We start from the raw sequence: 14,147 nt of genomic DNA, 5'->3' as shown, positions 1-14,147 counted from the left end.
TCAGTCGCCCGCGCCCGGGCGGCCGGACATGCGCTCCATCTCCATCAGGAAGGCGTGCAACTGCTGGGCCGCCGGCGAGAGCGAACGCCCCTTGCGCCGGATCACCCCCACCGTGCGCTTCACCACCGGGTCGGACAGCGGCACGCTGACCAGCAGCGGGTGGTCCTCGTCCGGCATCGCCATGGACGGCACGGCGGCGACCCCCAGCCCGGCCTCGACCAGACCGAGCGTGGTCGTGACGTGCTGCACCTCGTAGATGCTCTGCGGCCGCTCGCGCAGGCTGGCCAGCGCCTGGTCGAGCAGCACCCGGTTGCCCGAGGACTGGCTGACCGAGATGAAGTCGTAGCGCCGCAGGTCGCTCCACGCGACGCTGCGCTCGCGGGCCAGCGGGTGGTCGCGGCGGCAGGCGGCGACGAAGCGCTCCTCCAGCAGCGGCTGGAAGTCGATGTCCGGCTCCTGGCTGCCGATGAAGTTGAGCCCGAAATCGGCCTGCCCGCGCGAGACGGCCTCCAGCACCTCGTTGGCGCTGGCGTCGAGGATGCGCACGCGGATCTTCGGGTAGACCTCGTGGTAGCGGCGGATCACCTTGGACAGGAAGTAGTACACCGCCGACGGCACGCAGGCGATGCTCACCTCGCCCATGCGCGTGGCTGACACACCCCGGATGCCCAGCAGCGTTGCGTCCAGGTCGTCGAGCAAATCGTTCACCTTGCGCGCGAAGTCGCGGCCCACGGCGGTGAGCGTCACGCTGCGCGTCGTGCGGTCCAGCAGCCGCACGCCCAGGGCGTCCTCCAGCTTCTCGATGCGGCGGCTGAACGCCGGCTGCGACAGGTTGATCGACTCGGCCGCCTTGCGGAAATTCTGCAGCTCCGCCACCGCGCGGAAGGCCAGCAGGTCGTTGAGGTCGAAGTTGAGGGCCATGGCGAACGTTTCCGGGCAGTGAAACCATGCGGTTGATTGATGCACTCAGTCTATCAATTGATCCCAACAATGCAATTCACACGCATGGATCGGAACGGGATGATGCGGCCCATGCACCCGATCACCCTCCCCTGTGTCCTGATGCGCGCCGGCACCTCGCGCGGCCCGTTCTTCCTGCGCGACTGGCTGCCGGCCGACGAGACCGCGCGCGACGAAACCCTGATCGGCGCGATCGGCGCGTCGGACCTGCTGCAGGTGGACGGCGTCGGCGGCGGCAGCACGCTCACCAGCAAGGTCGCCATCGTCTCGCGCTCCAGCCAGCCGGACTGCGACGTGGACTACCTGTTCGCCCAGGTCGGCGTCGGCCAGCGCTCGGTGGACACGCGGCCCAACTGCGGGAACATGCTCTCGGGCGTGGCGCCGTTCGCCATCGAGCAGGGCCTGGTCGCCGCGCAGGACGGCCAGACCACGGTCCGCGTGTTCAACGTCAACACCCGGGCGCGCATCGACGTGACCGTGCTGACCCCGGGCCGGCGCGTCACCTATGACGGGCTGACCAGCATCGACGGCGTGGCCGGCACCGCCGCACCCATCCGGCTGAACTTCCTCGACGCCTGGGGCTCGGTGACCGGCTCGGTGTTCCCGACCGGGCAGCGCATCGACGTGATCGACGGGGTCGAGGTGACCTGCATCGACGCGGCAATGCCGCTGATGATCGTGCGCGCCGCCGACCTCGGTGTGGGCGGACGCGAACCGCCGATCGAACTGGACGCCAACCGCGCCCTGCTGGAACGGCTGGAGCGGCTGCGCCTGGTGGCCGGCGAGCGCATGGGGCTGGGCGATGTCTCGACCAGCGTGATCCCGAAGCCGGTGCTGGTCAGCCGCGGCCACGACGACGACAGCGTCACCTCGCGCTACTTCACGCCACGCCGCTGCCACGCCTCGCACGCGGTCACCGGCGCCATCGGCGTGGCCACCGCCTTCGCGCTGCCGGGCACGGTCGCCAGCGGCCCGACCTCGGTGGCCGGCGTGCGCAAGCTCTCGGTGCTGCACCCGCAGGGCCGCATCGATGTCGAGGTGGCCATCGACGGCGACGGTGCCGACGCCCGCATCCAGCGCGCCTCGCTCGTGCGCACCGCCCGAAAGATCCTGCAGGGGGAGCTGCACATCCCCGACTACGTCTTTTCCCGCCCGATCCAGATCCGTGACCAAAACCATGACCAGATTCATGAAGGAGACAACCCCATGCTGAAGCACCTGATCGCCCCGACCCTGGCCGCCACCCTGGCCGCCACCGCCCCGGCCGCCCACGCCTTCCCGGACAAGGCCATCACCATCGTCGTGCCGACCGCCGCCGGTGGCGGCAACGACGCGATGGCCCGCACCATCGCGCAGAAGCTCGGCACGCTGCTCGGCCAGACCATCGTCATCGACAACCGCGCCGGCGCCAACGGCTCGATCGCCAGCGAGTTCGTCGCCCGCGCCCCGGCCGACGGCCACACGCTGATGTTCGGCTACATCGCCACGCACAGCATGAACCCGGCGCTGCAGAAGCTGCGCTACGACCCGGTCAACGACTTCGAGCCGATCGGCCTGGTCGGCTACTCGGCCACGCTGATGGTCGCCAACGCCAATGTGCCGGTCAAGGACGTGAAAGACCTCGTCGCGCAGCTCAAGGCCAAGCCGGACAAGTACACCTACGCCAGCGCCGGCAACGGCACCGCACCGCACTTCGCCGCCGAGCTGTTCAAGATGAACGCGGGTGTGGTGATGCTGGGCGTTCCGTACAAGGGCTCGGCGCCGGCCGTCAGCGACACCATCGGCGGGCAGACGCAGTTCATGTTCCCGAGCCTGTTCACCGCGCTGCCGCACGTCAAGGCCGGCAAGCTCAAGGCGCTGGCCGTCGCGGGCCCGAAGCGCTCGGCCAGCCTGCCGGACGTGCCCACGCTGAAGGAGGCGGGGGTGGACGGCGTCGACGTGATGCAGTGGTACGGCCTGTTCGCACCGGCCAGGACCCCGAAGCCGATCGTGGAGCAGCTCAACAAGGCGCTCAACCAGATCCTCAACGACAAGGACATCATCAAGCGCATCGAGGACCACGGCGCCGACGTCGAGTCCAGCACGCCCGAGCAGCTCGGGGCGCTGGTCAAGTCCGAGCTGACGAAGTGGAAGGGTGTCGTGCAGAAGGCCAAGCTGACCGCCGATTGATCGCCCTGAGACACCCACCAAAACAACAGCAACAGCAACAACGACAGCGACAAGCCATGAGCACCTCCCTGCACCTCATTCGCGCCTGTGCGGCGACCAGCCTGGTCCTCGGCGCCCAGACGACCTTCGCCCAATCGGCGTCCACCAGCAGCGTGACGGTCGCTGGCGTGGCCGACGTCGGCGTCCGGCAAGTCCGCAACGAAGGCCAGACCGCCCGCAACACCGTGGTCAACGGCTCCAATTCGACCAGCCGCCTCATCGTGCGCGGCACCGAGGATCTGGGCGCCGGCTGGTCCGCCGGCTTCCATCTGGAGCACGGGATCCTGCTGGACACGGGCACCGCGGCGTCGTCCACCCAGTTCTGGGACCGCCGCGCCACCCTCAGCCTGGCCCACACCCGGGCGGGCGAGGTGCGCGCCGGCCGCGATTTCGTGCCGAGCTACGTGGCCTGGAGCCGGCACGATCCGTTCAGCTATGTGGGCGTCGGCAGTTCGAGCAGCCTGGTCTCGGCCACCCCGACCGGTCCGATCAAGTCGGCCTTCGGATCGACACCCGCGACGACCGTGCGGGCCAACAACGCGGTGCAGTGGCTGCTGCCGGCCGGACTGGGCGGCGTGGAAGGCGGTGTCCTGCTGGCACCCGGCGAGGGTCGGGCGTCGGCCAGCGGTCTGGCGCGGGTCATCGGCCTGCGGCTGGGGTACGCGGACAAGCAGCTCAACGTGTCGGCCGCCACCACCCGCACCGACAACGACCTGACCACCACCAGCGGCCACTTGCAGGACACCACCCTGGGCGGCGGCTACGACTTCGGCATCGTGCGCGTCTCGGGTGCGCTGCGCCGGTTTGAACAGGCCGCGGCGCAGCAGACCAACCTGCTGCTCGGCGTGCGCGTGCCCATGCGCAGCGGTGAAGTCAAGCTGTCCTACAACCGCGCCCGCTTCGGTGGCAAGGTGGGCAACACCAGCATCGATGGGCAAGCCTCGTCGCAACTGGCCCTGGGCTATGTCCATGACCTGTCCAGGCGAACGGCGCTTTATGGCACGGTGTCCCGCATCAGCAACAGCGCGGCGCTGAATGCCGCCCTCTCCGGCGGATCCGGCACCCTGGTCAAGGGCGGCAGCTCCACCGGGCTGGAGCTGGGCGTGCGCCACAACTTCTGAGCCAGCGTCTTTCGGGTTTCAGGTCGTTCCGCCGTGTCCTGTGTCCATCGTCTGTTCACGAATCGTGAACAGGTCTTCGCTGGCGCTCGTCTTGGCGCGGCACGAAGCGCTCCTTACAGTCGCGGCCATCAAGCACTGGATGACCTGTACGGAGAACAGATGGACCTGCAACTCACCGGGCGCACCGCCCTCGTCACCGGCGCCAGCGTCGGCATCGGCCGCGGCATCGCCAAAGCCTTGGCCGCCGAAGGCGTGCGCGTGGCGATCTCCGCGCGCCGCGTCGAGAAACTGCGTGAAGTCGCCGCCGAGATCGTGGCCGCCGGTGGCGCCGAGCCGGTGCTGATCGAACAGGACATGTACGCCGACGACGCCGCCCGCCGCATCGCCGACGCGGCGGTGGCCGGTCTCGGCCGCGTGGACATCCTGGTCAACAACGCGGGCGGCTCGCGCAGCTTCAAGGAGCTGCACGTCAGCGAGGAGCAGTGGCAGGAGGCGATCACGCTGAACTTCCACCGCCCGCGCCAGCTCGGCGACGCGCTGATCGACCAGATGATCGCCGGCCAGTGGGGCCGCATCATCAACATCACAGGCAAGAGCGAGCCGGAGCACATCAACGGCGCCTTCTGCGCGAAGGCCGGGATGCACAGCTGGGCCAAGGGCCTGAGCCGCATGGTGGGCAAGCACGGCATCACGGTGAACTGCATTCCGCCGGGGCGCATCCACTCCGAGCAGATCTTCCGCAACTACACGCCCGAGTACCGGCAGTGGCAGTGCGAACACGAGATCCCCGCCGGGCGCTACGGCGAACCGGAAGACCTGGCGAACCTGGTGTGCTTCCTGAGCAGCCCGCTGGCGAGCTACATCACCGGCACGGTGATCCCGGTCGATGGGGGCCTGCGCCGCTACCAGTTCTGAACCCAGCCGGGCGCCAGACGCTGGCACGCCCCACGACAACCAGGAGACAAGCCATGACCATCGACCGCCGCCACTTCCTGTCCGCCACCGCGGCACTCGCCCTGCCCGGACTCGCCACGGCGCAGGCCACCGCCTCGGGCTGGCCGAAGCAGTCCATCCGCTTCGTCGTGCCGTTCGCGCCGGGGGGCACGTCGGAGATCGTGGCGCGCACCGTCGCCCACGAGCTGACGAAACAGCTCGGCCAGACCGTGTTCGTGGACAACAAGGGCGGCGGCGCTGGCATCCCCGCGATGCAGGACGTCGCCAAGGCGGCGCCGGACGGCCACACCATCATCCTCGGCCACGTCGGCTCGCTGGCGGTGAACCCGTACATCTTCCCGAACCAGCCCTACGACGTGAACAAGGACTTCATCCCGGTCACGCTGCTGGCCAAGGTGCCCAACCTGTTCGTGGTCCACCCGGACGTGCCGGCGAAGGACTTCAAGGAATTCGTCGCCTACGTGAAGAAGAACCCTGGCAAGCTCAACTACGGCTCGGCCGGCAACGCCAGCGCGGGACACCTTGCGATGGAGTACCTGAAGCTGGTCACGGGCATGTTCATGACCCACATCCCCTACCGCGGCACCGGCCCGCAGCTCACCGACCTGCTCGCCGGGCGCACGCAGGCGAGTTCGGCCGGGCTGCCTGCGATGCTGCCGCACATCAGGTCGGGCAAGCTGCGCGCCATCGCCGTCGGCACGCCGCAGCGGCTGGCGGCGCTGCCGGACGTGCCGACCGTGGCCGAGATGGGCTTCAAGGACTTCGAGACCTCGCAGTGGTACGGCATCCTGGCGCCCGCCGGCACCCCCGCCGACGTCGTGAAGAAGCTCCAGGAGGAATCGCTGAAAGCGCTGAAATCGAACTCGGTGACCGAGCGCTTCGCCAGCGACAGCGCGGTGGGCGGGGGCGGGCCGTCGAGCGAATTCGCGGCCTACATCGCGCAGCAGCAGAAGATCTGGAAAGAGATCGTCAAGCGCGCCAGCATCAAGGCCGACTGAGGCGGAACGGATTCCCACGATGGTCGATGTGCTCGTGATCGGCGGCGGCAACGCCGCACTCTGTGCCGCGCTGATGGCACGCGAAGCCGGTGCTTCGGTGCTGCTGCTCGAAGCCGCGCCGCGCAACCTGCGCGGCGGCAATTCCAGCCACACCCGCAACCTGCGCTGCATGCACGATGCACCGCAGGACGTGCTGGTCGATGCCTACCCCGAAGAGGAGTTCTGGCAAGACCTGCTGAAGGTCACCGCCGGCAAGACCGACGAGCACCTGGCCCGTCTGGTGATCCGCGCCTCGTCCAACTGCCGCGACTGGATGCGCTCGCATGGCGTGCATTTCCAGCCCTCGCTGTCCGGCGCGCTGCACACGGCGCGCACCAACGCCTTCTTCATGGGCGGCGGCAAGGCGCTGGTGAACGCCTACTTCCGCAGCGCCGAGCGGCTGGGCGTGCAGATCCGCTACGAAGCGCCGGTGGACCGGATCGAACTGGACGGCGACCGCTTCGCCGCGGCCTGGATCGGCGGCGAGCGCATCACGGCGCGCTCGTGCGTGCTGGCCTGTGGCGGCTTCGAGTCGGACCGGGGCTGGCTGCGCGAGGCGTGGGGCCAGAACGCCCGCGGCGAATGGCCCGCCGACAACTTCCTGATCCGCGGCACCCGCTTCAACCTGGGTACGCTGCTGCGCGACCTGATCGCCTCCGGCGCCGACACCATCGGCGACGCCACGCAGGCGCACATGGTCGCCATCGACGCCCGCGCCCCGCTCTACGACGGCGGCATCTGCACCCGCATCGACTGCGTGTCCCTGGGCGTCGTCGTCAACCGCGAGGCGCGGCGCTTCTATGACGAGGGCGAGGACTTCTGGCCGAAGCGCTATGCGATCTGGGGCCGCCTCGTCGCCCAGCAGCCCGGCCAGATCGGCCACTGCGTGATCGACGCCAAGGCGCTCGGCCGCTTCATGCCCCCCGTGTTCCCCGGCAAGCAGGCCAATACCCTGCCCGAACTCGCCCGCCTGCTCGGCGTGGACGAAGCCACCTTCATGCAGACCATCGACGACTACAACCGCGCCTGCCGCCCCGGCACCTTCGACCACACCCGGCTCGACGACTGCCACACCGACGGCGTCACCCCCGCCAAGACCCACTGGGCGCGGCCGATCGACACCCCGCCCTTCTATGGCTACACGCTGCGCCCCGGCGTCACCTTCACCTACCTCGGGCTGAAGACGGACGACCAGGCCGCCGTGCGCTTCGGCGGGCGCCGCAGCGACAACCTGTTCGTGGCCGGCGAGATGATGGCCGGCAACGTGCTGGGCCAGGGCTACACGGCCGGTGTGGGCATGTCGATCGGAACGGCGTTCGGGCGCATCGCCGGCACGTCGGCCGCCCGCAGCGCGCTGGCCCAACGCCAGGGAGCCGCCCATGCAGACGCTTGAGGCGCTGACCCGCGACGCGCTGGCGCTCGGGCGCGGCGAGTTCGTCCCCGCCACGCCGCAGACCGACGAAGTCGCCCGCGTGATGGGCATCTGCAACGCCTGCCGCTACTGCGAGGGCTTCTGCGCGGTCTTCCCGGCGATGACGCGGCGGCTCGACTTCACCCCCACCGACGCGCACTACCTCGCCAACCTCTGCCACAACTGCGGCGCCTGCCTGCACGCCTGCCAGTACGCACCACCGCACGAATTCGCGCTGAACGTGCCGAAGGCAATGGCCGAGCTGCGCGTGCAGACCTACGCCGACCACGCCTGGCCGCCTGCGCTCGGCCGGCTCTACCAGCGCAGCGGGTTGACAGTGGCGCTCGCGCTGGCGGGCGGGCTGGCGCTGTTCCTGGTGATGGTGCTGGCGATGACCGGCAGCCTCTGGCACGCGCCGATGGCGGGCAACTTCTACGCCGTGTTCCCGCACAACCTGCTGGTCGGCATGTTCGCGCCGGTGTTCGGCTGGGCGGTGCTGGCGCTCGCCATGGGGGTGCGGCGCTTCTGGCGCGGCGTCTCGCCGGGGTCGGCCAGCGGCGCGGCCGTGGCCGAAGCGACCCACGATGCCCTGCGCCTGAAGTACCTCGGCGGTGGCCACGGCGAAGGCTGCAACGAGGCCGACGACCGCTTCACCCTGTGGCGCCGGCGCTGGCACCACGCCACGTTCTACGGTTTCCTGCTGTGCTTCGCCTCGACGAGCGTGGCCACGCTCTACCACTACCTGCTGGGGCTGCAGGCGCCCTACGCCGTGACGAGCCTGCCGGTGCTGCTGGGCACGTTCGGCGGGATCGGGTTGCTCGTCGGTCCGGCAGGGCTGCTCTGGCTGAACCTGCACCGCGCGCCGCTGCACGGCGACCCGGCGCAGCGTCCGATGGACCGCGGCTTCATCGCGCTGCTGCTGCTGACGAGCGGCACCGGGCTGGCGCTGCTGGCCGGGCGCGACACCGGGGCGATGGCCGCGCTGCTGGCCGTGCACCTCGGCGTCGTGATGGCCCTGTTCGCGACCCTGCCCTACGGCAAGTTCGCGCACGGCATCTACCGCTGTGCCGCCTTGCTCAAGTTCGCCATCGAGAAGCGCCAGCCGAACCGGCTGGGCGTCGGCGACGACTGAGCCCGGGACGCCCGCAGCACCCGGCGGTGCCGCAGGGCCGTTCACACCGATTCGAGCTTCCAGGCCCCGTCACGGCCCAGCGTGAGCGCCTGGTCGTGGAAGGCGGCCAGCGTCTCGCGGTGGCCGACGCTGACGAGCATGGCCTGCGGCAGCTGCGCCCGCAGCAGCGCGTAGAGGCCGTGCTCCAGACCGCTGTCGGTCGCCGAGGTCGCCTCGTCGAGGAAGACGATCGACGGCCGGTTGGCCAGCACGCGGCCGAAGGCCAGGCGCTGCTGCTCACCGGGCGAGAGGACCTGCGACCAGTCCTGCACCACGTCGAGCTGGTCGGCGAGGTGGCCGAGCTGCACCTGGGCGAGGATCTGGCGCGCCGCGTCGTCGCTGATCTGGTCACCCGGATAGGCCAGCGCTCCCCGCAGGCTGCCCATCGGCAAATACGGCCGCTGCGACAGGAACAGGCAGGCGTTGCCACCCGGACGTTCGGCCTGGCCAGTCGAGAACGGCCACAGGCCTGCCAGCGTGCGCAGCAGCGTCGTCTTGCCGGAGCCGGACGGGCCGCGGATCAGCAGCGCCTGACCGGGCGACAGCGTGAGGTGGAGGTCGCGGGTCAGCGGCTGGCCGTCCGGACGCATCACGCTCAGGCCGCGCAGCACCAGCGCGTCCGGGTTGTCCTTCAGTTGCGGCAGGGCCAGCGCCGACGACGCCTTCACGTTGGCCTCGAAGCCGCTGAGGCGGTCGAGCACGGCGCGGTAGCCCGCGAAGCTGTCGTACGAACTGCGGAAGAACGACAGCGCGTCCTCGACCTGCCCGAAGGCCTGGCTGGTCTGCATCACGTCGCCGAGCTTGATCGTGCCGGCGAAGAGCCGCGGCGCCTGGATGATGAAGGGGAAGATCACCGCGATCTGGCTGATGACGAGGTTGTAGCCGTCGAGCTTGAGCGAGCGCCACAGGGTGTCCCAGGCGTTGCCGATCACCGCCGAGAAGCTCTTCAGCAGGCCCCGGCGCTCCACCTCCTCGCCGCGGTACAGGGCAATGCTCTCGCCGTATTCGCGCATGCGCACCAGCAGGTAGCGGTAGTTGGCGGTGAACTTCTCGTTGAGGAAGTTCAGCTCGATCAGCGGCCGGCCGATCCGGAAGGCGAACACCGACGCGGCGATCACGTACACATAGACAAGGAACACCATCGCACGCGGCACCTCGGTACCGAACACCGTCATCGACGCCGACAGGTTCCACAGGATGCCGGTGAACTCGTACATCGACACCACGGCGCTGACCAGCCCGAGCGCCAGCGTCAGCGTGGTGGTGATGAGGGAGGTGACGTCCTGCTGGATGCGCTGGTCGGGGTTGTCCACCGACGGCTCGGCAAAACGGCCGAGGTAATAGGACTGCCCGCCGAGCCATTCCGACACCGTGCGGTCGTTGAGCCACTGGCGCCAGTGGATGGTGAAGGCGCTGCGGATGTAACTCGCGACCAGGGCGCGCACCACGTGGATCGCCGCGAGGATGCCGAACAGGTTGAGGCTGAACCAGAACTTGGGCTGGTCGAGCGCCTGCAGCGCGCTGTAGAAATCGTTGTACCAGTACGAGAACAGCACGTTCATGCGCACCGAGAACAGCGTGAACAGCAGCAGCAGCGCCACCCCGAGCAGCGGCCGCCAGCTGCGTTTCGGCGAGAAGTAGCCGCCGCTGAGCGACCAGAACTGCCGCCCCCACACCGTCGTGCGCGCCAGCACGGCCATCACGAGCACGAAGACCACCAGCGTGATGGCAAAGGTCTTGCCGAGCCAGACGGCGCTGTTGAGTAGCTCTTGGTTCCAGTTCATGCCCGTAGTCTACGGGCGAAAAAAAAGGAGCCCGACCGGACTCCCTTCCCTGCCGCAGCACGCCGGACAAGCCGGCGATGCAGTGACCGGCGATCAGGCCTGGCCGGCCTTCTCGTACGCGGCCATGCCGTTGACGATCTCGGCCTTGGCGGCGTCCGGGCCTTCCCAGCCCTTGACCTTGACCCACTTGTTCGGCTCCAGGTCCTTGTAGTGCTCGAAGAAGTGCTGGATGGCCTTCAGGCGCATCGGGTTGATGTCTTCCGGCTTCTGCCAGTGGGTGTAGATCGGCAGGATCTTGTCGATCGGCACGGCCAGCAGCTTGGCGTCGCCGCCGGCTTCGTCGTCCATCTGCAGCACGCCGATGGCGCGGCAGGTCACCACCACGCCCGGGGTCAGCGCGAACGGGGTGATCACCAGCACGTCGACCGGGTCTCCGTCGTCGGCCAGCGTGCGCGGGATGTAGCCGTAGTTGCACGGGTAGTGCATCGCGGTCGTCATGAAGCGGTCGACGAACAGCGCGCCGCTTTCCTTGTCCACTTCGTACTTGATCGGGTCGGCGTTCATCGGGATCTCGATGACGACGTTGAATTGCTCGGGGGCTTTCGCGCCGGGGGTGACGTTGTGCAGGCTCATGTGGGAGTTTTTCCGAGTGGGGACGAACAATGCCCGGGATTCTACGGGGTGCGCTTGCACCGACCTTGCACGGCCAGTCCCGCTTTCTGGCGAGGCCCCCGTCCGACGCACCGGGAATGTGCTTCCACTGCTGGAAAACACCATGCTGGCGTGATTGTTTTAACGCTTCTCTTCTTCTAGGATGGCCATCAACTAGAGAAACCGGATGCACGCAGGATTGATTTGAATCAATTTTCAGCGTGCAGTTTCTCACCCGGCGCCCCGGCGGCGCACGACATCATTGCCCGAGTTCGACGACCCACCCCACGAGGAAGGAGACTCCGATGTCCATGACCACCGCGCTGACGGCGGCGCTGCTCTGCGGCCTGGCCGCAGTGATCTACGGCTTCATCACCCGAAGCTGGATCCTCAAGCAGGACGCGGGCAACGCCCGCATGCAGGAGATCGCCACGGCGATCCAGCAGGGTGCCGCCGCCTACCTGGCCCGCCAGTACCGCACGATCGCCATCGTCGGCGTGGTGCTGGCCGTGCTGATCGCGCTGTTCATCGGGCTGCCCACGGCGGTGGCCTTCGTCATCGGTGCCGTGCTCTCGGGCGCCTGCGGCTTCATCGGCATGAACGTGTCGGTGCGGGCCAATGTCCGCACGGCGCAGGCGGCCACCCGCGGCATGAACGACGCGCTGAACATCGCCTTCAAGGGCGGCGCGATCACCGGCATGCTGGTGGTCGGCCTGGGCCTGCTCGGCGTGGGCATCGTGTTCTGGGTGCTGACCGGCGGCGGCACCACCCCGGGCGCGGACCTGTCGGTGGCGCTCAAGCCGCTGATGGGTCTGGCCTTCGGCTCCTCGCTGATCTCGATCTTCGCGCGGCTGGGCGGTGGCATCTTCACCAAGGGTGCCGACGTGGGTGCCGATCTGGTGGGCAAGGTCGAAGCCGGCATCCCCGAGGACGACCCGCGCAACCCGGCCGTGATCGCCGACAACGTCGGTGACAACGTCGGCGACTGCGCCGGCATGGCGGCCGACCTGTTCGAGACCTACGCGGTGACGCTGATCGCCACGATGGTGCTCGGCGCGCTGCTGATCACCACGGCGCCGATGGTGGCGGTGGTCTATCCGCTGCTGCTGGGCGGGGTGTCGATCCTCGCGTCGATCATCGGCTGCAGCGTCGTCAAGGCCAGCCCCGGCATGAAGAACGTGATGCCGGCGCTCTACAAGGGCCTGATCGTCGCGGGCGTGCTGTCGCTGGTGGCGTTCTACGTCGTCACGACGCTGTTCGTGCCGGACGACGTGCTGGGCAGCGCCGGCAGCCAGATGCGGCTGTTTGGCGCCTGTGCGGTCGGTCTGGTGCTGACCGCGGCGCTGGTCTGGATCACCGAGTACTACACCGGCACCCAGTACGCCCCGGTGCAGCACGTCGCGCAGGCCTCCACCACCGGCCACGGCACCAACGTCATCGCCGGCCTGGGGGTGTCGATGCGCTCGACCGCCTGGCCGGTGCTCTTCGTCTGTCTGGCGATCCTGGTGGCGTTCCAGCTGGGCGGCCTGTACGGGATCGCCATCGCCGCGACCTCGATGCTGAGCATGGCCGGCATCGTCGTGGCCCTCGACGCCTACGGCCCGATCACCGACAACGCCGGCGGCATCGCCGAGATGGCCGAGATGCCCAAGTCGGTGCGCGACATCACCGACCCGCTGGACGCCGTGGGCAACACGACCAAGGCGGTGACCAAGGGCTACGCGATCGGCTCGGCGGGACTGGCGGCGCTGGTGCTGTTCGCCGACTACACCCACGCGCTCGAAGCCCGGGGCCTGCACATCAGCTTCGACCTGTCGAACCACCTGGTGATCGTGGGCCTCTTCATCGGTGGCCTGATCCCCTACCTGTTCGGCGCGATGGCGATGGAGGCGGTCGGCCGCGCGGCCGGCAGCGTGGTCGTGGAAGTGCGGCGCCAGTTCCGGGACATCCCCGGCATCATGCAGGGCACGGCCAAGCCGGAATACGGCCGCGCGGTGGACATGCTGACCTCGGCGGCGATCAAGGAAATGGTCGTGCCCAGCCTGCTGCCGGTGGTCGTGCCGGTGCTGGTGGGTCTGCTGCTCGGGCCGGCCGCGCTGGGTGGCTTGCTGATGGGCACGATCGTGACCGGCCTGTTCGTCGCGATCTCGATGTGCACCGGCGGCGGCGCCTGGGACAACGCCAAGAAGTACATCGAGGACGGCCACCACGGCGGCAAGGGCAGCGAGGCGCACAAGGCCGCCGTCACGGGCGACACGGTGGGCGATCCCTACAAGGACACCGCCGGCCCGGCCATCAACCCGCTGATCAAGATCATCAACATCGTCGCGCTGCTGATCGTGCCGCTGCTGTCGGGTGGCTCGGCCCCGGCGCCAGCCGCCAAGGTGGATGCGGCCCCAGCGGCGGTGGTGGCGGCGCCGGCGGTCGATGCCGACGCGGCCTCCATCAAGGTCGAGAACGGCGTCGTCAAGTTCTACTTCGCCTCGGGTGCCGCCACGCTGGCCGATGGTGCTCCGGCCGCACTGGCGGACATCGTCAAGGCGGTCGGAGACGGCAAGACCGCGGTGATCAGCGGCTTCCATGACGCCAGCGGCGATCCGGCCAAGAACGCGGAACTGGCCAGGCTGCGGGCCTTCGCGGTGCGCGACGCGCTCAAGGCGCTCGGCGTTGCCGAGGACAAGGTGGAGCTGAGCAAGCCCGCCGAGTCCACCGGCAGCGGCTCCGCAGCCGAAGCACGCCGGGTGGAGGTGACCCTGAAATGAGGTCGGCATGACGTCGCATGGCCCAAAACCATGTAGTACCGAGGCAACAGGCCTGCCGCCATGGCGGGCCCGTTGCTTCCTTTTGGAA

At 68.9% G+C, this 14,147-nt stretch carries 10 protein-coding genes and 1 pseudogene; 8 read left to right on the top strand and 3 right to left on the bottom strand.

The window, feature by feature from the left end:
* Positions 1–921: a LysR family transcriptional regulator gene (locus tag BDD16_RS16410; RefSeq protein WP_179634941.1), complete on the bottom strand. Its 921-nt coding sequence runs from the start codon at positions 919–921 to the stop codon at positions 1–3.
* Between the two features lie 39 nt (positions 922–960).
* On the opposite strand from BDD16_RS16410, the pseudogene BDD16_RS23405 reads away from it, so the two are divergent.
* The 7 genes and pseudogenes from BDD16_RS23405 to tcuB all read left to right on the top strand — a co-directional run.
* Positions 961–2,034 (top strand): annotated as a pseudogene (locus BDD16_RS23405) (4-oxalomesaconate tautomerase); the annotation flags it as partial.
* Positions 2,035–2,166: 132 nt separating this feature from the next.
* The gene (locus BDD16_RS23400) at positions 2,167–3,129 is read left to right on the top strand and encodes a Bug family tripartite tricarboxylate transporter substrate binding protein (protein ID WP_375139097.1); all 963 of its coding nucleotides are present in this window, start codon (positions 2,167–2,169) and stop codon (positions 3,127–3,129) included.
* A gap of 56 nt (positions 3,130–3,185) precedes the next feature.
* A complete protein-coding gene (locus BDD16_RS16400; protein WP_179634939.1) occupies positions 3,186–4,289 on the top strand; it encodes a porin in 1,104 nt (367 codons plus the stop codon).
* 159 nt (positions 4,290–4,448) lie between these two features.
* Positions 4,449–5,204, top strand: coding sequence for an SDR family oxidoreductase (locus tag BDD16_RS16395; RefSeq protein WP_179634938.1), 756 nt, complete (start codon positions 4,449–4,451; stop codon positions 5,202–5,204).
* Positions 5,205–5,257: 53 nt separating this feature from the next.
* The gene (locus BDD16_RS16390; protein ID WP_179634937.1) at positions 5,258–6,241 is read left to right on the top strand and encodes a Bug family tripartite tricarboxylate transporter substrate binding protein; all 984 of its coding nucleotides are present in this window, start codon (positions 5,258–5,260) and stop codon (positions 6,239–6,241) included.
* Positions 6,242–6,260: 19 nt separating this feature from the next.
* A complete protein-coding gene (gene tcuA / locus BDD16_RS16385) occupies positions 6,261–7,673 on the top strand; it encodes an FAD-dependent tricarballylate dehydrogenase TcuA (protein ID WP_179634936.1) in 1,413 nt (470 codons plus the stop codon).
* Positions 7,660–8,823 (top strand): tricarballylate utilization 4Fe-4S protein TcuB, encoded by a 1,164-nt coding sequence (tcuB, locus tag BDD16_RS16380; RefSeq protein WP_179634935.1) that lies wholly within the window; start codon positions 7,660–7,662, stop codon positions 8,821–8,823. Before tcuA ends, tcuB begins: the two co-directional genes overlap by 14 nt.
* A gap of 41 nt (positions 8,824–8,864) precedes the next feature.
* Here tcuB and BDD16_RS16375 read toward each other — a convergent pair whose 3' ends face one another.
* Complete coding sequence (locus BDD16_RS16375; protein ID WP_179634934.1) at positions 8,865–10,646, bottom strand: ABC transporter ATP-binding protein/permease; 1,782 nt, start codon at positions 10,644–10,646, stop codon at positions 8,865–8,867.
* A 93-nt stretch (positions 10,647–10,739) separates the two neighbouring features.
* Positions 10,740–11,279 carry an inorganic diphosphatase gene (gene ppa / locus BDD16_RS16370; RefSeq protein ID WP_179634933.1) on the bottom strand — a complete coding sequence of 180 codons (540 nt, stop codon included), beginning with the start codon at positions 11,277–11,279 and terminating at the stop codon, positions 10,740–10,742.
* A 323-nt stretch (positions 11,280–11,602) separates the two neighbouring features.
* Between ppa and BDD16_RS16365 the strand changes: the two genes are divergently transcribed.
* On the top strand, positions 11,603–14,059 hold the full coding sequence (locus BDD16_RS16365; RefSeq protein ID WP_179634932.1) for a sodium-translocating pyrophosphatase: 2,457 nt from the start codon (positions 11,603–11,605) through the stop codon (positions 14,057–14,059).
* The last annotated feature ends 88 nt before the right edge of the window (positions 14,060–14,147 follow it).

The organism is Sphaerotilus montanus, from assembly GCF_013410775.1.
In the GTDB taxonomy this organism is placed as follows: domain Bacteria; phylum Pseudomonadota; class Gammaproteobacteria; order Burkholderiales; family Burkholderiaceae_C; genus Sphaerotilus; species Sphaerotilus montanus.
The sequence above is the reverse complement of the archived record's forward strand: the minus strand, read 5'-3'. Positions and strand labels throughout refer to the sequence as shown.